General features: G+C 63.9%; 19 protein-coding genes. 15 read left to right on the top strand and 4 right to left on the bottom strand.

The window, feature by feature from the left end; all coding sequences use genetic code 11:
- Window positions 1-9: 9 nt before the first annotated feature.
- The 3 genes from A9D13_RS09735 to A9D13_RS09725 all read right to left on the bottom strand — a co-directional run bounded on the left by A9D13_RS09735 (window position 10) and on the right by A9D13_RS09725 (window position 2,205).
- Window positions 10-540: an ExbD/TolR family protein gene (locus A9D13_RS09735; RefSeq protein WP_082922250.1), complete on the bottom strand. Its 531-nt coding sequence runs from the start codon at window positions 538-540 to the stop codon at window positions 10-12.
- A 151-nt stretch (window positions 541-691) separates the two neighbouring features.
- Window positions 692-1,459: a MotA/TolQ/ExbB proton channel family protein gene (locus tag A9D13_RS09730; RefSeq protein WP_066772888.1), complete on the bottom strand. Its 768-nt coding sequence runs from the start codon at window positions 1,457-1,459 to the stop codon at window positions 692-694.
- A gap of 80 nt (window positions 1,460-1,539) precedes the next feature.
- The gene (locus A9D13_RS09725; protein WP_066772886.1) at window positions 1,540-2,205 is read right to left on the bottom strand and encodes an energy transducer TonB; all 666 of its coding nucleotides are present in this window, start codon (window positions 2,203-2,205) and stop codon (window positions 1,540-1,542) included.
- A gap of 375 nt (window positions 2,206-2,580) precedes the next feature.
- Here A9D13_RS09725 and A9D13_RS09720 point away from each other — a divergent pair, with 375 nt between their 5' ends.
- The 3 genes from A9D13_RS09720 (at window position 2,581) to glpX (ending at window position 6,044) form a co-directional block, all read left to right on the top strand.
- Entirely contained in the window at window positions 2,581-3,450 is an 870-nt protein-coding gene (locus A9D13_RS09720) for a hypothetical protein (RefSeq protein WP_066772884.1), read from the top strand.
- A gap of 152 nt (window positions 3,451-3,602) precedes the next feature.
- On the top strand, window positions 3,603-4,958 hold the full coding sequence (locus tag A9D13_RS09715; RefSeq protein WP_229665222.1) for a homoserine dehydrogenase: 1,356 nt from the start codon (window positions 3,603-3,605) through the stop codon (window positions 4,956-4,958).
- A gap of 108 nt (window positions 4,959-5,066) precedes the next feature.
- Window positions 5,067-6,044, top strand: a complete 978-nt coding sequence (gene glpX, locus A9D13_RS09710; RefSeq protein ID WP_066772878.1) for a class II fructose-bisphosphatase — start codon at window positions 5,067-5,069, stop codon at window positions 6,042-6,044.
- A 3-nt stretch (window positions 6,045-6,047) separates the two neighbouring features.
- Here the strand turns inward: glpX and A9D13_RS09705 are convergent, their stop codons facing one another.
- Window positions 6,048-6,311, bottom strand: a complete 264-nt coding sequence (locus A9D13_RS09705) for a hypothetical protein (RefSeq protein ID WP_066772876.1) — start codon at window positions 6,309-6,311, stop codon at window positions 6,048-6,050.
- Window positions 6,312-6,434: 123 nt separating this feature from the next.
- Here A9D13_RS09705 and A9D13_RS09700 point away from each other — a divergent pair, with 123 nt between their 5' ends.
- From A9D13_RS09700 to A9D13_RS09645, 12 genes are all read left to right on the top strand, one after another.
- Window positions 6,435-7,370: a ribose-phosphate pyrophosphokinase gene (locus tag A9D13_RS09700; protein ID WP_066772874.1), complete on the top strand. Its 936-nt coding sequence runs from the start codon at window positions 6,435-6,437 to the stop codon at window positions 7,368-7,370.
- A gap of 3 nt (window positions 7,371-7,373) precedes the next feature.
- The gene (gene hisN, locus A9D13_RS09695; RefSeq protein WP_066772872.1) at window positions 7,374-8,156 is read left to right on the top strand and encodes a histidinol-phosphatase; all 783 of its coding nucleotides are present in this window, start codon (window positions 7,374-7,376) and stop codon (window positions 8,154-8,156) included.
- A 15-nt stretch (window positions 8,157-8,171) separates the two neighbouring features.
- The gene (locus A9D13_RS09690) at window positions 8,172-8,627 is read left to right on the top strand and encodes a gamma-glutamylcyclotransferase family protein (RefSeq protein ID WP_066772870.1); all 456 of its coding nucleotides are present in this window, start codon (window positions 8,172-8,174) and stop codon (window positions 8,625-8,627) included.
- The gene (locus tag A9D13_RS09685; protein ID WP_066772868.1) at window positions 8,624-9,397 is read left to right on the top strand and encodes an SDR family NAD(P)-dependent oxidoreductase; all 774 of its coding nucleotides are present in this window, start codon (window positions 8,624-8,626) and stop codon (window positions 9,395-9,397) included. Before A9D13_RS09690 ends, A9D13_RS09685 begins: the two co-directional genes overlap by 4 nt.
- A 105-nt stretch (window positions 9,398-9,502) precedes the next feature.
- Window positions 9,503-9,706 carry a hypothetical protein gene (locus tag A9D13_RS09680; RefSeq protein WP_156521986.1) on the top strand — a complete coding sequence of 68 codons (204 nt, stop codon included), beginning with the start codon at window positions 9,503-9,505 and terminating at the stop codon, window positions 9,704-9,706.
- A gap of 156 nt (window positions 9,707-9,862) precedes the next feature.
- Window positions 9,863-10,066: a 50S ribosomal protein L35 gene (rpmI, locus tag A9D13_RS09675; RefSeq protein ID WP_047821885.1), complete on the top strand. Its 204-nt coding sequence runs from the start codon at window positions 9,863-9,865 to the stop codon at window positions 10,064-10,066.
- 13 nt (window positions 10,067-10,079) lie between these two features.
- Window positions 10,080-10,439, top strand: coding sequence for a 50S ribosomal protein L20 (gene rplT, locus A9D13_RS09670; RefSeq protein ID WP_066772866.1), 360 nt, complete (start codon window positions 10,080-10,082; stop codon window positions 10,437-10,439).
- A 422-nt stretch (window positions 10,440-10,861) separates the two neighbouring features.
- Window positions 10,862-11,968: a phenylalanine--tRNA ligase subunit alpha gene (gene pheS / locus A9D13_RS09665; RefSeq protein WP_172808139.1), complete on the top strand. Its 1,107-nt coding sequence runs from the start codon at window positions 10,862-10,864 to the stop codon at window positions 11,966-11,968.
- Entirely contained in the window at window positions 11,965-14,382 is a 2,418-nt protein-coding gene (gene pheT, locus A9D13_RS09660; protein ID WP_066772864.1) for a phenylalanine--tRNA ligase subunit beta, read from the top strand. Before pheS ends, pheT begins: the two co-directional genes overlap by 4 nt.
- The gene (locus tag A9D13_RS09655) at window positions 14,379-15,299 is read left to right on the top strand and encodes an aldose 1-epimerase family protein (RefSeq protein ID WP_066772862.1); all 921 of its coding nucleotides are present in this window, start codon (window positions 14,379-14,381) and stop codon (window positions 15,297-15,299) included. Before pheT ends, A9D13_RS09655 begins: the two co-directional genes overlap by 4 nt.
- A gap of 3 nt (window positions 15,300-15,302) precedes the next feature.
- Entirely contained in the window at window positions 15,303-16,055 is a 753-nt protein-coding gene (locus tag A9D13_RS09650; protein ID WP_066772860.1) for an SDR family NAD(P)-dependent oxidoreductase, read from the top strand.
- 5 nt (window positions 16,056-16,060) lie between these two features.
- Window positions 16,061-17,584, top strand: a complete 1,524-nt coding sequence (locus A9D13_RS09645; protein WP_066772858.1) for a peptide chain release factor 3 — start codon at window positions 16,061-16,063, stop codon at window positions 17,582-17,584.
- Window positions 17,585-17,658 lie beyond the last annotated feature (74 nt).

Below are 17,658 nucleotides of genomic sequence, written 5' to 3'. Positions count from 1 at the left end.
AAGCCGCGATCAGCCGTTCGGATCGATCGGGGTCGAAATGAAGCCGACCGTCGGATAGCCAGCCGCCTGGATCTGGAAGATCGCACCGGCCACGCATTTCCACGGGGCATTCACGTCGCCACGCACATGCACCTGCGGGATCTTTTCGGGATCCTCGGCGATGGCCTCGGGGCCACCTTCGCGCTGCACGATCGCATCCAGACGCTTGAACGCGGTGTCCTGCAGCTCGTCCGAGCTGACAGGGGTACCATTGATGTAAACGCGGCATTGTCCGTCACGGCTCGCACCGGCATAGCCGGGCTGACCGGGGCTGATGCCGTTTGCGTCGGTTGCAGTGATCGAAAGCTGGAGATTCTCCGCCTTGTCTTCCGAAGGATCGGAAACAAGGATCGGCATCTTGAGCTGTTCGACCGACTGGATCGCAACCGGAACCGCAATCAGGAAGATGATCAGGAGCACCAACATCACGTCCACGAGCGGCGTGGTGTTGATTTCCGACATCGGTGTCTCGGCGCCACCGCCGCCTGAAGAAATTGCCATTCTCTTACCCTATCTGGCCATTGCGGCCCGTTACTGTCGGGCCTGGTCCTCGGGGGCGATGCCTGTTTCGAGACCCTGTTGCGGGCACCGAAGGGCGGTCATCGCCCGTGGAGAAGGACCGGGCAGGGCGAACCTGCCCGGTACCTGCAACTTACTTCTTGACCTGGGCGCCAGCAGCGGTCGTGGCCGGCTTCGCCTTGGCGGCGGGAGCTGCGGTCACGGCGGGCTTCACTGCGCCCTTCGAGTTGATGTTCGCCAGGATGTCGGTCGAGAAGCCCGACAGGTGCTCGGCGATACGCTTGTTGCGAGCCTGCAGGTAGTTGTAGGCAAGCACGGCCGGAACGGCGACGAGCAGGCCGAGCGCGGTCATGATCAGTGCTTCACCGACCGGACCTGCGACCTTGTCGATCGAGGCCGAGCCCGAGATACCGATGTTGATCAGTGCGCGGTAGATGCCGACCACGGTACCGAACAGACCGATGAACGGAGCGGTTGCACCGACGGTCGCGAGGAAGGGCAGGCCACCAGCAAGCTTCGCGTTGATCGAAGCTTCCGAGCGAGCGAGCGAACCGTGCAGCCAGTCATGGGCTTCGAGGCTGTCGGTCATCTTCGAGTGCTGTTCTTCAGCTGCAAGGCCGTCGTCGACGATCTGGCGATAGGCCGAGTTCTTCGAGAGGCGGCCAGCGCCTTCACGCAGCGAGTTCGCGCGCCAGAAGCTGGTGCGCACTTCACGGTTCTGACGGAACAGCTTGTTCTGTTCGAACCATTTGGTGAACAGGATGTAGAACGAACCGAACGACATGATGCCGAGGATGACGACGGTGGCATAGGCGATGAAACCGCCCTGCTCGAGCGCTTCGGCAAAGCCGAACTTGTTGGCCGGCGCTTCGGCGGCAGCGGCGAGAATGTCGATGATCATGCGGAAGCTTCCTTCGTTTAAAAGAATTTAGTCTTTAACTTTGAAATCGTTGGCGATGACCCGCCCGTATGTGGTCCCGATCAGTTCGGGAGCACGTAGCGGATGGTCTGGGTCATCGTGGCTGTGATCGGGTTGCCAGCTGCATCAAGCGCCGGGTCGTACCGGGCGTAACGCTGCATGCCTTCGCACGCTGCCTCGTCCAGCGAGGACGATCCGCTCGACGAGGTGACGGTGCAGGCCGAGACCCGTCCGCGTTCGTCGATGGTGACACGCATGCCCACGGAACCCTGCTCATCGTTGCGCAGAGCGCGCGAAGGGTAGTTTTCCTGGATGCGGGCCGCCCAGCGGGCCGTGTTCTTGCCGCGAGCGCCACGTGCCTGCGAAGGCGGTGCGGGCGGTGCGGGCGGGGCTGCCACCGGCGGGATCACGACCGCGGGCGGAGCCGGCGGCGGGATCGTGGTGACCGTCTTGATCGGCGGCGCGGGCCGCGTGATCTTCACCGCAGGCGGCGGTGCGACGGGCGGCGGCGGCGCGACCGGCTCCGGAATGTCCGGCGGCGGCGGCGGCGGCGGCGGCGGTGGCGGCGGATCCTCAATATTAACCGCGGTGACCGTCTCCTTGACCTTCTCGATCGCCTCGTAGGCGAGGCCCGTGACCAAGGCATAGATGGCCGCGAGATGCAGAAGGGCAACGATGACGATCGCAGCGATCTTGTTGCCGCTCATCTGTTGGTCAGCATAAGCCATTCAAAAAACCACTCCTAAATTGCACGCGCAAGCAGGCCTGCAAGAAGCCTGCCCTCATGATGAAATGTCAATGGGGCACAGATGCCCCATTTCGATCCCATATTCCTGCCCTGCCGGTAGAACCGGGCGCACGTTACCGGTGTCGACACGAGGGAGCGTCTTCACCGTTGAACATGCGCAAGATTATTGCGGCCCGGTCTGGCGCCGAGCCATTTGTCTTGGGGGTGTAACGCCGAAGGCAGGGGTTCGCAAATGCTTTGTCGATTAAGGAGCGATTCACGAAGTCGCGCGTTTGATGTCAGGGCTTGTGCCCATGGCTCTCGCGTGGATCTTCGCGCGCGAGTCTCAATATACACACGGGGGCTGACTATTTCGATGTTCCATTCCGCATTTCACCATGGCGGCCGCATTGCGATTCTGGCGGGCGCTCTTGCCCTGACACTTTCGTCAGGTACCGGCGCGCTGGCCCAGCAGGCCGTCCCGGCTGCAGGTGATTCGCAGCTGACCTACGCCGATATCGCCGATCTGGCGCTGCCCTCGCCCATGGTCGTGGTCGCGACCGTCAAGCGCATGAGCAAGCTTGATCCCGAACGCAGCGGGCCGGTCAATCCCGGCTATGCGCGCGTCTATGTCGAGGCGCAGACCAAGAGCCTGCTCGCCGGCAGTTCGCCTGTGGGCGCGAAGCTCAAATATCTGGCCGACGTCAAGCTGACGCCCAAGGGGCGCGTGCCCAAGCTCAAGGGTAGCGAGGTCGTGCTTTTCGCCCGGCCCGTCCCCGGCAAGACCGATGAACTGCAATTGGTGACGCCGGATGCGCAGGTCCCGTCGGGCGACCTCGACATGGTGGCACTGCGCGCCCTGCTGGCCGAAAAACTGTCTCCCGATGCGCCGCCGGTGGTGACCGGGGTGCGCGATGCGCTGCATACGCCGGGCAATCTGGCGGGAGAGGGCGAGACGCAGATCTTCCTCAAGACCGAGGATGGCTCGCCTGCTTCGATCGCGGTCGTGCGCAGCCCGGGGCAGGCGCCCGCTTGGGGGCTTTCAACCGGAGAGCTGGTGCAAATCGATGCACGCCCGCCGCGTCCCGGTACGCTTGAGTGGTATCGCCTTGCCTGTGCGCTTCCCGGCACACTCCCGGCAGGGGCGCAGCTCTCGTCGGATCCCTCGCTCCGGCAGCGTGCGTCCGCCGATTATGCGCTGGTCGTGCAGCAGCTTGGCCCCTGCGCCCGTTCGCGCAATATCTGACGGATATATTATTTCCGATCAGTCTGTTTCCGCGTAACATAATGAACCGGCCGGGGCGGTTTTCGGTATTGCAACCGAAGATCGCTCTGGCCATTCGCCTCACTCTCGCCTAACCGCCACGCTTTCTCATCACCTCGATGGAGCCTGAAAGCGTGTCCGATACCGTCCCAAGTCATCCTGCACCTCTTCGTATCGCCCTTGCCGGTCTTGGCACGGTCGGCGCCGGGGTCATTCGGCTGATTGAGACGAATCGCGAATTGCTGGCGCGCCGCGCCGGGCGTGAAATCGAGATCGTGGCCGTGTCCGCCCGTGACCGCAGCAAGGATCGCGGCGTCGACATTTCCCGCTATGACTGGGAAGACGACATGGGCGCGATGGCGAATCGTGACGATGTCGATGTCGTGGTCGAACTCGTCGGCGGGTCCGACGGTCCGGCGCTGACGCTGGCCCGGAACGCGATCGCCAATGGCAAAAGCTTTGTCACCGCCAACAAGGCGATGATCGCGCATCACGGTCTCGGCCTTGCGCAGGAAGCGGAAGGCGCGGGCCATGCGCTGAAGTTCGAGGCGGCGGTTGCTGGCGGCATCCCCATTGTGAAGGGCCTGCGCGAAGGCGCGGCAGCCAATGCGATCGAGCGGGTCTATGGCATCCTCAACGGCACCTCGAACTATATCCTTTCCACCATGGAGGATACCGGGGCCGACTTCGCCGACGTGCTGGGCGAAGCACAGGCCATGGGCTATGCCGAGGCTGACCCGACCTTCGACATCGACGGCATCGATGCCGCGCACAAGCTCTCGATCCTTGCCAGCATCGCTTTCGGGACAGAGCTCGATTTCGCCAATGTCTCGACCGATGGCGTGCGCCGCATCCTGGCTGCCGACATCGCGCAGGCTGCGTCGCTGGGATACGTGATTCGCCTGCTGGGCATGGCCAATGTCGAGGAAGCCGACGACGGCACCACGCGCCTTTTCCAGCGCGTGCACCCCTATCTCGTGCCCAAGAACCATCCGCTCGCCCATGTCGACGGGCCGACCAATGCGGTGGTGGCCGAAGGCAATTTTTCCGGCATGCTGCTGTTTCAGGGCGCGGGCGCGGGCGATGGTCCGACTGCCTCTGCCGTGGTCGCCGACATCATCGACATCGCGCGTTACTGGGACAGCGAGGGCGAGATCGATCCGCCTTTCTCGATCCCGGTGGCCGAACTCGACAAGACCATGCCCGCTGAAACCGGCAATCGCAGCGGCAAGGCCTATCTGCGTTTCCTCGTCGCCGACCGTCCGGGCGTGCTGGCCGAACTGGCCGCCGCAATGCGCGATGCAGGCGTTTCCATCGAAAGCCTGATCCAGAAGGGCGCGGAACACACCGGCGGCACCGACGGGTCGGTGCTGGTCTCGATGGTCACGCATGAAGGCGAGGAGGCCGCGGTCGAAAAGGCGCTCGACATGCTGTCGGGTTCGCCCAGCCTGACCGCGCCGCCGCTGGTGATGCACATCCTCAAGCAGTAAACGCCGAACGCGTCGCCGGGCGGGACGCTGGCGTGGCCTCGCTCGACAAGGCGATCCGGCTCGGATAACGCGGCACCCAACAATAGAGTTGGAAGGGAAAGACCAGCCGTGCCGCAAGCCAGTGACGTTCTCAATCGCGTTCTCGTCCTTGAAATGGTCCGCGTGACCGAGGCGGCGGCCATTGCTGCTTCGCATCTCGTCGGACGCGGCGATGAAAAGGCTGCCGACGCCGCCGCTGTCGAGGCGATGCGCAAGGCCTTCGACGAGCTCTACATGGACGGAACCGTCGTCATCGGCGAAGGCGAGCGCGACGAGGCGCCGATGCTCTATATCGGCGAAAAGGTCGGCGGCGCGCCGGGCAAAGGGCCGAAAATCGACATCGCGCTCGATCCGCTGGAAGGCACCACCATCACCGCCAAGGCCGGACCCAACGCGCTGGCCGTGCTGGCCGCCGCGGAAGAGGGCTGCCTCTTGAACGCGCCCGACGTTTACATGGAAAAGATCGCGGTCGGCCCCGGCTATCCCGAAGGCGTGATCGACCTCACCAAAACCGCGACCGAGAACGTGAAATCGGTGGCCGACGCCAAGGGCGTGAAGCCCGAAGAAATCATCGTCTGCGTGCTCGACCGGCCACGCCACGAAAAGATGATCGCGGAACTGCGCGAAATCGGGTGCGGCGTCGTGCTGATCGGCGATGGCGACGTGGCGGGCGTGATCGCCACCACTAATCCCGAAACCACCATCGACATCTACATGGGTTCCGGCGGCGCACCCGAGGGCGTGCTTGCCTGCGCGGCGCTGCGCTGCGTCGGCGGGCAGTTCAAGGGCAAGCTGCTTTTCAGGAACGACGACGAACGCGCCCGCGCCCGCAAATGGGGTATCGACGATCTTGACCGCATCTATGACCTTACCGATCTGGCGAAGGGCGACTGCATCTTCGCCGCGACCGGCGTGACCGACGGATCGCTGCTGTCGGGCGTGAAACATCTGAAGGGCGGCAAGATGACCACCGATTCGGTCGTCATGCGCGCATCGTCACGCACCGTGCGCTGGATCAAGGGGGAGCATCACCGCGAGCCGGTGTAGGCCCTAATCCTCGCCCGGAATGTCGCCGCGATAGCCGAGGCCGCGCAATTTATCGGCGCGGCCCTGCGCGGCGAGATCCTCCAGTGTTTCCTCAGTCCCCAGCCGCGCCAGTGCGCCGGCGGTCCATAATTCGGGTTCTTCAGCCTCGGGCGCTGGCGAATCGACCGGCGGGGATTCGCGCGTCGGTGACGCCCCCGAAGACGGCCCCAGCCACAGCCGCAGCACCAAAAGCAGCGCGAGAATCGCGATCATCCCCCAGAAAAGCATGGGCGGCAGCTTATTCTACCTTCATCATGTTGCAATCACGGGTCCTGCCGCTAAGGCCCGGTCGGGAAAGGGCCGGAACGGATCGCCGGCTCTATGATGCCAGCCGTTTGAGGGATCAGCGCCATGAAGATCATGTCCGGCAACGCCAACCTGCCGCTCGCCCGTGCCATTGCCGGTTACCTTGAGGTGCCGCTCACCGACGCCAGCGTGCGCCGTTTCGCGGACGAGGAAATCTTCGTCGAAATCCATGAGAACGTGCGCGGCGAGGATGTGTTCATCGTCCAGTCGACCAGCTTCCCGGCTAACGACAATCTGATGGAACTGCTGATCGGCATCGACGCTCTCAAGCGCGCATCGGCCAAGCGCATCACTGCCGTCGTCCCCTATTTCGGCTATGCCCGGCAGGACCGGAAGCCCGGCCCCCGCACACCCATCAGCGCGAAGCTGGTCGCCAATCTCATCACCGAGGCGGGTGCCGACCGCGTTCTGGCCGTCGACCTGCATGCCGGGCAGATCCAGGGCTTCTTCGATATCCCGACCGACAATCTTTATGCCGCGCCCGCCATGGCGGCCGACATCCAGGCGCGCTACGGCGATCAGGATCTGATGGTCGTGTCGCCCGACGTCGGCGGCGTGGTCCGCGCCCGCGCGCTGGCGAAACGGCTCGACAATGCGCCGCTGGCTATCGTCGACAAGCGCCGCGACCGCCCCGGCGAATCGGAAGTCATGAACATCATCGGCGATGTGAAGGGCCGCCACTGCATCCTGATCGACGACATCATCGATTCGGGCGGCACGCTTTGCAACGCGGCGCAGGCGCTGCTGGACGAAGGCGCGAAAAGCGTTGCGGCCTATATCACCCATGGCGTGCTGTCGGGTGCAGCTGTCGCGCGTGTCGAGAAATCGGCGCTCAAGGAACTGGTCATCTCCGACACGATCCAGGCGACCGAAGCGGCCCGCGAGTGCCCCTCCATCCGCATCCTGTCGATCGCGACGCTGATCGGTGAAGCTATTCGCCGCATCGCCGACGAAAGCTCGGTTTCCAGCCTTTTCGACTGATCGATGCGCCTGACCGACGATATCGCCCTTGCCCAGCGCCTTGCCGATGCGGCGGGTGCGGCGATCCGCCCGCATTTCCGCAGCGGGCTGGATAGCGAGCGGAAGGGCGATGCCTCGCCCGTGACTATCGCCGACCGCGCCGCCGAAGAGGCGATGCGCTCGATCCTCAATGCCGAACGCCCCGAAGACGGCATCATCGGTGAGGAATTCGGCAGCGAGCGCACGGGCGCGAAACGGCAATGGGTGCTGGACCCGATTGACGGTACGGCGGGGTTCCTGGCGGGTCGCCCGATCTTCGGCACTTTGATCGCGCTCATGGTCGATGGCTGGCCGGTGATGGGCATTATCGACCAGCCCATCGCGGGCGAACGCTGGGTCGGCGCATCGGGCATGCCGACGCTGCTGAATGGCGCGGAAGTGCGCTGCCGTCCGTGCCGCGAATTGTCCGATGCGACGCTGGCCACCACTGGCCCGCATTATTTCGACGATCACGACGGCGAACATTTTATGGGTCTTGCCGCCAAGACCGATCACCGCCGGATGGTCATGGGCGGCGACTGCTACAACTACGCCATGCTGGCGAGCGGGCATCTCGACCTCGTGTGCGAAGCGGGGCTGAAGCTGCACGATTACGCCGCGCTGATCCCGGTGGTCGAAGGCGCGGGCGGGTTGATGACCGACTGGAACGGCGATCCGCTCCATGCCGGCAGCGATGGCCATGTGCTGGCGCTGGGCGATAGTGCCCGGCTGGAAGACGTGATCGAGGCGCTGGCCTGCCATCATTAGACCTGGGCATCATTGATGGGGCGGCCCGGCTTGGTCTTTGTCTATGGCACGCTGCTCGCTGGCAGTGGGACACCCGCCAATCTCTGGCTTGAGCAGCGGAGCGCCGCGCTTGGTGCCGCATCCGTTCCCGGCAGGATGATCGCGATCCCCACGCGGTTGGGCTGGTATCCCGCCCTGCTGCCTGCCCGCAATCCACGCCAGCGTGTGCATGGCATGCTGATGCGGCTCGATTTCCGGCCGGGCGACTGGCGCTGGCTCGATCATTATGAAGGCGTGGAATACCGGCTCTCGCGGATATGGGCCGCGGGCCGGGCTGTCCATGCCTATCGCTGGGCAGCGGCAATCCCCAAAGGCGCAATGCCCATCAAGCAGGGCGATTTCCTGCGCTGGCTGGGTGAAACCGGGCGGCAGCCATATTGCGAACCGCCGCCTCGGCACCAAGCGCGTTCTCGTCCGTTCGACAGGGCATGACCAAGACAGCCATCATCACCGGCGCGGGCAATGGCATTGGCCGCGCCACTGTAATTCATCTGATAGGCGAGGGCTGGCGCGTCGCCGCGCTGGACAAGGATGGCGAGGCGCTCGACGAGATCGCGGCGTCTTTGCCAGCGGACCAGTTGCTGACCTTCACCGCCGATCTGGGTGAGGAGGATGCGGTTAAATCCGCCTTCAAGGCCATCGCCGATTGGGCCGATAATGCCGCGCTTCTCGTCAATAATTCGGGTATCGCCCAGCCGCATGCAGGGCCGCTGGAGGATCTGACGCTCGACAAGTGGCAGGGCTGGATCGACGCGAGCCTTACCGCGGCATTCCTATGCAGCCGGGCTGCCCTGCCGCTGCTGCGGGCGCATGCCAATGCGGCGGATGAGGCTTCGGCCATCGTCAACATTACCTCGACCCGCGCGATCCAGTCGGAACCCGATACGTTTGGCTATGCTGCGGCAAAGGGCGGGCTGGCGGCGCTGACCCATTGCATGGCAGTCAGCCTGGGCCCCCAAATTCGCGTCAACGCCATCGCGCCGGGCTGGATCGAGACGGGGCCATGGCAAAAGGAGGCGAACCGGGCCCAGCCCGATCACTCGGCCAAGGCGGAGAAGCAGCACCCCGTGGGCCGCATCGGCAAGCCGCAGGACATCGCCGAGGCGGTCGCATGGCTGGCAGGCCCTGCGTCCGGTTTCGTCACCGGACAGCAACTGGCGATCGATGGCGGAATGACCCGAAAGATGATCTACGTCAGCTGATTAGACGCGTGAAATAGTCTTTTAGCGAAATATTTACCCCACTACGGCACGATTCGATTCAAGAGCGACCATCATCAACCGCAGCCATCGATTGAGGCCACGACCGTGATCAGTCTTGCGAAAGCCCTGCCTTTCGGGATCTTCCTGAGCTGGATCCTTTCCCTGTTCATGGGGAATGGCGGTACATCGGGCGGCGTGCTTGCGGTTCATCTCGCGCATGTGCAGGACTACAGCTTCTACTGGAGCTGGCCGTTGTTCTTTGCCGGGACTGCGCTCGCCACCGCGCTGATCGCGATGATGGACGCCTGAGGCTCCCTGAACAGTCCGCCCCGACCGACGCCGAGGTACTTGCCAAATCCGCCGCGCTCGTCTAGGCGCGCGCCTTCACCGACACGAGATTCGAGTCCGGCCTGGCGATAAGGGCTGCCAGGGCTGGTCCAGCGTGTCCCTTTGAAGGAGACGAAAATGCCCAAGCTCAAGACGAAGAGCGGCGTGAAAAAGCGCTTCAAGCTCACCGCGACCGGCAAGGTCAAGCACGGCGTGGCCGGCAAGCGCCACCGCCTCATCAGCCACAACGGCAAGTACATCCGCCAGAACCGCGGCACCACCGTGATCAGCGACGCAGACGCGAAGACGATCAAGAAGTGGGCGCCCTACGGGCTGAACTGAGGAGCATTAGACCATGGCACGTGTCAAAAGGGGTGTAACCACCCGCGCCAAGCACAAGCGTATTCTGGAGCAGGCCAAGGGCTACCGCGGCCGCCGCAAGAATACGATTCGCGTCGCTCGCCAGGCCGTCGAAAAGGCTGGCCAGTACGCCTATCGCGACCGCAAGGTTAAGAAGCGCAGCTTCCGCGCCCTGTGGATCCAGCGCATCAACGCCGCTGTGCGCGCAGAGGGTCTCACCTATTCGCAGTTCATGCATGGCGCAAAGCTCGCCGGCATCGAGCTGGACCGCAAGGTGATGGCCGATCTCGCGATGAACGAAAGCGCCGCTTTTGGTGCGATCATCGCGCAGGCGAAGCAGGCCCTACCGGCCTGATTTTGCGGGCATGATGTCCACCCGGTCCGCCGGGTGGCATCGGCAGCTACGAAAAAAGCCCGGGGGCGAGCATCAGGCTCTCCCCGGGCTTTTTCGTGTCACGGAACATCATGGAAATGTGCTGGCGGCCGGATCCCCCAACCCGGCACGCCAGCTTCCGAGCTGCGACCAGCCGAGCCGGTCGCGGTGTCCTGCAGCACTTATGCTGCTTTGCGGCGAAACGTGCAACAGTATCTGCCGAGTCGAAGGCAGATTCGACAAATCTGAACAATCTTTGTCATCACTGGCATTTCTGTCAGTAATGCGGCGGGTGCGGTTCTGACCGGCTGAGCGTTGCCCTTTCGCTGGCGGCATCCTAGAGAGCGCCTCTCATTCATGCCCGGAGCGTTCGGGCACCGTTCACGACCGATAGACACGAAAAGATGGCTTCCACCCAAACCGACAGCATGCGCGCCGATGCGCTGGCGCAGATCGAAGGGGCTTCCACGCTCGAATCGCTTGATGCGGTGCGCGTGGCCTTTCTTGGCAAGCAGGGCACGATTTCGGCCCTGTTGAAGACGCTGGGCAAGATGAGCCCCGAAGAGCGGCAGGAGGCGGGCCCCGCCTTCAACGGCCTGCGCGCCGAGGTGACCGAAGCGATCGCCGCGCGCAAGGCCGTGCTGGAGGCCGAGGCGCTGAACGCGAAGCTGGCGGGCGAGACCATCGACCTGTCGCTCCCCGCGCCGGAAGCGCCGATCGGCAGCGTGCACCCCGTCTCGCAGGTGATGGACGAGCTGGCCGAGATCTTCGCCGACATGGGTTTCGCCGTCGCGACCGGGCCGGAGATCGAGGACGACTGGCACAATTTCACCGCGCTCAACATGCCGGAGAGCCATCCGGCGCGCGCGATGCACGACACTTTTTATTTCCCCGATGCGGACGATGAAGGCCGCTCGATGCTGCTGCGCACGCATACTTCGCCGGTGCAGATCCGCACCATGCTGAAAGATGGCGCGCCACTGCGGATCATCGCGCCCGGCCGCGTCTATCGCAGCGACAGCGATGCCACGCACACGCCGATGTTCCACCAGATCGAAGGTCTGGTGATCGGCAAGGGCATCCATCTGGGGCATCTGAAATGGACGCTGGAGACTTTCCTGAAGGCGTTTTTCGAGCGTGACGACATCGTCTTGCGCCTGCGCCCCAGCTATTTCCCCTTCACCGAACCTTCGGTCGAGGTCGATGTCGGTTACAGCGTCGAGAAGGGCCGCCGCGTCGTCGGCGGGTCGGGCGACGATGAAGGCCATGCATGGATGGAAGTGCTGGGCAGCGGCATGGTCAATGCCCGCGTGATCGAATTCGGCGGTCTGGACCCCAATGAATGGCAGGGTTTTGCATTCGGCACCGGCGTCGACCGGCTCGCCATGCTCAAATATGGGATGGATGATTTGCGCGCCTTCTTCGACGGCGATCTGCGCTGGATGAAGCATTACGGATTCGCGGCATTGGATGTGCCCACCCTTTCCGGCGGCGTGGGAGTTTCGGCATGAAGTTCTCGCTTTCCTGGCTGCAGGACCACCTCGAAACCGAGGCGACCGCCACCGAAATCGCCGCGAAGCTCAACGCCATCGGGCTGGAACTGGAAGGCATGGACAACCCGGCTGAGGCATTGGCCGGTTTCCGCGTAGCCAGGGTGCTGACCGCGGCCAAGCATCCCGACGCCGACAAGCTGCAGGTGCTCACTGTCGATACGGGTGAAGGCGATCCGCTGACCGTGGTCTGCGGTGCGCCCAATGCGCGTGCGGGGCTGGTCGGCGTGCTGGGCCTGCCCGGCGCGGTCGTGCCTTCGAACGGCATGGAGATGCGCAAGGCCGCGATCCGCGGGGTGGAATCGAACGGCATGATGTGTTCGGCCCGCGAACTTGACCTGTCGGACGAGCATGAGGGCATCATCGAGCTGCCCGAAGATGCGCCTGTCGGAACGGATTATGCCGCCTATGCCGATCTGGACGATCCGGTATTCGATGTCGCGATTACGCCCAACCGTCCCGACTGCATGGGCGTTTACGGTATCGCGCGCGATCTGGCGGCGGCAGGTCTGGGGACGCTCAAGCCTGTTTCCGAACACGTTCACACCGGCAGCTTCGCCTGCCCGGTGCCGATTGCCATCGAGGACCGTGAAGGCTGTCAGGCATTCTACGGCCGCGTCATTCGCGGCGTGACCAATGGGACGAGCCCCGACTGGATGCAGGCGCGGTTGAAGTCGGCGGGTCAGCGCCCGATCTCGGCGCTGGTCGACATCACCAATTACGTGATGCTCACCTATGGCCGCCCCAGCCACGCCTATGACGTGGCGCAGCTTTCGGGCACCGTCACCGCGCGCCGCGCAAAGGCGGGTGAGGGTGTGACCGCGCTCAATGAAAAGCACTATGTGCTGGACGACAGCATGACCGTCATCGCCGATGACGCGCAGGTGCACGATATTGCCGGTATCATGGGCGGCGAACATTCGGGGTGCAGCGAAACGACGAGCGATGTTCTGCTGGAAGTGGCGGCCTTTGATCCGGTGCGTCTGGCGAAGACGGGCCGCGCATTGAACCTCACCAGCGATGCGCGCAGCCGGTTCGAACGCGGGATCGACCCCGCTTTCCTCGCGCCGGGCCTTGAAATCCTGACCGGCCTGATCCTCGACATCTGCGGGGGCGAGGCGAGCGAGGCGCTGCATGTCGGCGCGCCGCACGATCCCGCCCATATAGTCCGTTATGAGCCGAAACTGGTCGAAACGCTGGGCGGGCTTCCGGTCAAGGAAGAGGATCAGCGCCACATCCTGACCGCGCTGGGTTTCGAGATCGCGACCATCAGCGAGAACGGGCAGACTCACTGGGCCGTGACCGCTCCCAGCTGGCGGCCCGATATCGACGGCCCTGCTGACATTGTCGAGGAAGTGATCCGCATCAAGGGTCTCGATGCTATTACCTCGGTCCCGCTGGACCGGGCCGATGGCGTGGCGCAGCCGACCGCGACCCCGGTGCAGGCCTTGGAGCGCCGTGTGCGCCGCTCTGCTGCTGCCCGCGGCATGCACGAGGCGGTGACATGGTCCTTCCTCCCCGCCGATCAGGCCGCGACATTCGCGATCGACGGGCAGGAGCCGTGGGCGCTTGCCAATCCGATCAGCGAGGATCTGAAGGTCATGCGCCCCTCGATGCTGCCGGGCCTGCTTTCGGCCACGGCGCGCAATCAGGCGCGCGGGGCTTCCAGCATCCGCCTGTTCGAGATCGGCCGTCGTTACCTGCGTGGGCCCGGCGGCGCTTCGGATGAGAAGCTGACGCTTGGCCTCGTGCTGGCGGGCGACAAGCATGCGCGTGGCTGGCAGCAGGGCAAGGCCGCCGATTTCGACGCATTCGATGCGAAGGCCGAGGTCGAGGCGATCCTGTCTGCCGCCGGCGCGCCGGTCGAAAAGCTGATGGTGATGGGTGAGGCAGGCGATGCTTTCCACCCCGGCCAGTCGGCGACGCTTCGGCTCGGGCCGAAGAACGTGCTGGCACGCTTTGGCACGCTGCACCCGCTGGTGGCAAAGCAGTTCGATGTGGATGGCGCGGTCGTCGCGGCAGAGATCTATCTCGACGCGATCCCCGCAAGGAAAGGCGCGGCGGGCTTCACCCGTGCCGCCTATGTGCCGCCGGTGCTGCAGCCGGTGATGCGCGATTTCGCTTTCCTCGTGCCCGATGCGCTGGCGGCGGGCGATCTGCTGAAAGCCGTGCGCGGGGCGGAGAAGAACGCGATCACCGATGCGCGCATCTTTGACGAGTTCAAGGGCGCGGGCGTGCCCGAAGGCCAGAAGTCGCTGGCGGTCGAGATCGTGTTGCAGCCGGGCGATGCCAGCTTCACGGAGAAGGATCTGACCGCGATTTCGGAAAAGGTCGTGGCTTCCGCCGCCAAGCTGGGCGCGACCCTGCGCGGATGAGCGAATTGTTCACGATAAGCTCGGGCGATCTCACCGCCCGCATCGATCCGCTTGGCGCGGAGATGGTTTCGCTGCGCGATGCCAGCGGCGGCGAATGGATGACCGACGCCGACCCCCAGTACTGGACCGGCCACGCGCCGATCCTGTTCCCGATCGTGGGCGAGCTTGTGGGCGGAACCTATCGCTTTGACGGACAGGAATACGCGCTTGCCCGCCATGGGTTTGCGCGCAAGAGCATGTTCGAGCGAGTGGATAGTTCGCCGCGCAGCGTCAGCTTCCTCCTCACCGACAGCGAGGCGACGCGCAAGGTCTATCCCTTCGCTTTCAGCCTCGAACTTCTTTACGAGATCGAGGATCGCACCCTGCGTCTGACCGCCACGGTCACCAATCGCGGCGATGGCGACATGCCATTCAGCATCGGTTTTCACCCCGGCTTCGCATGGCCATTGCCGGCAGGCGGCGCCAAGGAGCAGCACCGCGTCGTCTTTTCCGACCACGAGACCGGGCCGATCCGCCGCCTTGACGACAAGGGCCTGCTTCGCGCCTATGAGGATACGCCGATCCATAACCGGATCCTGAGGCCCTATCCGGGTCTGTTCCATGCCGATGCGATGATCTGGGACCGGCTTTCCAGCCGCATGCTGCGGTTTGAGGGCGAAACGCCGGAGAGCGATGACGAGGATGCGGGCGAGGAGCCAGCCGCCCTTGAACTCGCGTTCCCCGACAACGACATGCTGGGCATCTGGCAAAAGCCGGGGGCGAATTACCTCTGCCTCGAACCGTGGTCGGGTATTGCCGATCCCGAAGGGTTCGACGGCGATTTCCGCGAAAAGCCGGGCATCATGTCGCTGGCTGCGGGTGAGGCGCGCAGCTTTCGCCTTGCCATCACCATCTACCCGGCAGAAGCAGGAGACTAAGCCATGCCCACCGCCCTCATCACCGGAGCAACCGCAGGCATTGGCGCGGCATGTGCGCGCGAATTCGTGGGCGCGGGCTGGAAAGTCGTCGGCACGGGCCGCCGCGCCGACCGGCTGGAGGCTCTGCGCGAGGAACTGGGGGCGGACAAGTTCCACCCCTGCGTGTTCGACATCCGCGACGAGGCGCAGCGCGACGAGGAACTCGACGCGCTGCCCGATGCATTCGCGGGGATCGATTGCCTGGTGAATAATGCCGGGCTGGCATTGGGGACATCGACTGCGGACAAGGCCGATCTTGCCGACTGGAAGGTCATGATCGACACGAATGTCACTGCGCTCGTTTCTCTGACGCATCGGCTTCTACCCATGCTGAAAGAGCGCAAGGGCGCGATCATCAACCTGTCTTCGGTGGCGGCGACCTATCCTTACACGGGCGGCAATACCTATGGCGGGACCAAGGCTTTCGTGCGCCAGTTCAGCCTTGGCCTCAGGTCCGACCTGCACGGTAGCGGCGTGCGCGTGACAAGCATCGAACCGGGCATGGTCGAGACCGAGTTCACCACCATCCGCACCCATGGCGACAAGGGGGCGAGCGACGCGCTCTACGCCGGGTCGAACCCGATGACGGGTGAGGACATTGCCGAAACGATCCTGTGGGTGGCGACCTTGCCCCCGCATCTCAACATCAACACGCTGGAACTGATGCCGGTGAGCCAGAGCTTCGCCGGTTTCCAGGTGGCACGCGAAGAAAAGTAATTCTCATGGCTTCCGAGCGGCGGACTTTCGCCATCATCTCCCACCCTGACGCGGGTAAGACCACGCTGACGGAAAAGCTGCTGCTGACTGGCGGCGCAATCCATCTCGCGGGTGAGGTGAAGGCACGCGGGCAGGCGCGGCGCGCCCGTTCGGACTGGATGAAGATCGAGCAGCAGCGCGGCATTTCCGTGACTAGTTCGGTCATGACGTTTGAGCGCGGCGGGGTGACCTTCAACCTGCTCGACACGCCGGGACACGAGGATTTTTCCGAGGACACCTATCGCACGCTGACCGCAGTCGATTCCGCAATCATGGTCATTGACGCGGCCAAGGGCATCGAGCCGCAGACGAGAAAGCTGTTCGAAGTGTGCCGCCTGCGCAGCGTTCCGATCATCACCTTCGTCAACAAGGTCGACCGCGAAGGGCGCGATCCGTTCGAGCTGCTCGATGAAGTGGCCGACATGCTGGCATTGGACGTCTGCCCGATGAGCTGGCCCATCGGCATGGGCGGGCAGTTCGAGGGTATTCTCGATTATGCGACCGGCGGCGTTGCGCGTCCCGAAGGCGGGTCGAAGGAATTCCTCGGCACCATTGATGAAGACCCGGCGATCCCCGACGATTTCGCGGAGCAGGCCGAACTGGCCCGTGAAGCTTATCCCGATTTCGATATCGAGGCCTATCGCGGCGGCGATCTGACGCCGGTGTTTTTCGGCTCGGCGCTCAAGAACTTTGGCGTGGTGCAGATGATCGAGGCGATTGCCGATTACGCCCCGCCGCCGCGCCCTCAGCCCGCTGGCGAAGAGTTGATCGAGCCCGGTCGCGACGAGGTCACGGGCTTCATCTTCAAGGTGCAGGCCAATATGGACCCTCAGCACCGCGACCGCATCGCTTTCATGCGGCTGGTTTCAGGCACCTTCAAGCGCGGCATGAAGCTGACGCCTTCGGGCCTTGGCAAACCCATCGCGGTGCATTCGCCGATCCTGTTCTTCGCTCAGGACCGCGAGATTGCCGATACTGCAGAGCCGGGCGATATCATCGGCATTCCGAACCACGGTACCCTGCGCGTCGGCGATACGCTGTCGGAAAAGAACGATGTGCGCTTTACGGGCCTTCCCAATTTCGCGCCCGAAATCCTGCGCCGTGTCGCGCTGAAGGATCCGACCAAGACCAAGCAGCTCAGGAAGGCCCTCGACGACCTTTCGGAAGAGGGCGTGATCCAGGTGTTTTACCCGGAGATCGGCGCGCAGTGGATCATCGGCGTCGTCGGCCAGCTGCAGCTTGAGGTGCTGATCTCGCGCCTCTCGGCCGAATATAAGGTCGAGGCCAATCTGGAAGCTTCGCCCTTTTCGACCGCGCGTTGGGTCAAGGGCGAGCAGGCGGCCCTGAACGAGTTCGAAAGCTTCAACCGGCCCAATCTCGCCAAGGACCGCGATGGCGACATGGTGTTTCTGGCGAAATCGCCATGGGACGTGAACTATCAGCAGGAAAAGAACCCGAAGCTGAGTTTTGGCACCACCAAGGAGCGGTGAAGGCGCTGTTCATTCGATCCTCTCGCCACCCTGCCGCAATATGTGGCACCGGAACCAACCGCGAGGCTGGGGGA

The organism is Croceicoccus mobilis, assembly GCF_001661965.1.
Classification (GTDB): Bacteria; Pseudomonadota; Alphaproteobacteria; order Sphingomonadales; family Sphingomonadaceae; genus Croceicoccus; species Croceicoccus mobilis.
The sequence above is the reverse complement of the archived record's forward strand: the minus strand, read 5'-3'. Positions and strand labels throughout refer to the sequence as shown.

Bases quoted from the DNA above. Each gene is read 5' to 3' on its own strand.
- A9D13_RS09735 (WP_082922250.1), bottom strand. From the start codon at position 540: ATGGCAATTTCTTCAGGCGGCGGTGGCGCCGAGACACCGATGTCGGAA.
- A9D13_RS09730 (WP_066772888.1), bottom strand. From the start codon at position 1,459: ATGATCATCGACATTCTCGCCGCTGCCGCCGAAGCGCCGGCCAACAAG.
- A9D13_RS09725 (WP_066772886.1), bottom strand. From the start codon at position 2,205: ATGGCTTATGCTGACCAACAGATGAGCGGCAACAAGATCGCTGCGATC.
- A9D13_RS09720 (WP_066772884.1), top strand. From the start codon at position 2,581: ATGTTCCATTCCGCATTTCACCATGGCGGCCGCATTGCGATTCTGGCG.
- A9D13_RS09705 (WP_066772876.1), bottom strand. From the start codon at position 6,311: ATGCTTTTCTGGGGGATGATCGCGATTCTCGCGCTGCTTTTGGTGCTG.
- A9D13_RS09700 (WP_066772874.1), top strand. From the start codon at position 6,435: ATGAAGATCATGTCCGGCAACGCCAACCTGCCGCTCGCCCGTGCCATT.
- hisN (WP_066772872.1), top strand. From the start codon at position 7,374: ATGCGCCTGACCGACGATATCGCCCTTGCCCAGCGCCTTGCCGATGCG.
- A9D13_RS09690 (WP_066772870.1), top strand. From the start codon at position 8,172: ATGGGGCGGCCCGGCTTGGTCTTTGTCTATGGCACGCTGCTCGCTGGC.
- A9D13_RS09685 (WP_066772868.1), top strand. From the start codon at position 8,624: ATGACCAAGACAGCCATCATCACCGGCGCGGGCAATGGCATTGGCCGC.
- rpmI (WP_047821885.1), top strand. From the start codon at position 9,863: ATGCCCAAGCTCAAGACGAAGAGCGGCGTGAAAAAGCGCTTCAAGCTC.
- rplT (WP_066772866.1), top strand. From the start codon at position 10,080: ATGGCACGTGTCAAAAGGGGTGTAACCACCCGCGCCAAGCACAAGCGT.
- pheS (WP_172808139.1), top strand. From the start codon at position 10,862: ATGGCTTCCACCCAAACCGACAGCATGCGCGCCGATGCGCTGGCGCAG.
- pheT (WP_066772864.1), top strand. From the start codon at position 11,965: ATGAAGTTCTCGCTTTCCTGGCTGCAGGACCACCTCGAAACCGAGGCG.
- A9D13_RS09655 (WP_066772862.1), top strand. From the start codon at position 14,379: ATGAGCGAATTGTTCACGATAAGCTCGGGCGATCTCACCGCCCGCATC.
- A9D13_RS09650 (WP_066772860.1), top strand. From the start codon at position 15,303: ATGCCCACCGCCCTCATCACCGGAGCAACCGCAGGCATTGGCGCGGCA.
- A9D13_RS09645 (WP_066772858.1), top strand. From the start codon at position 16,061: ATGGCTTCCGAGCGGCGGACTTTCGCCATCATCTCCCACCCTGACGCG.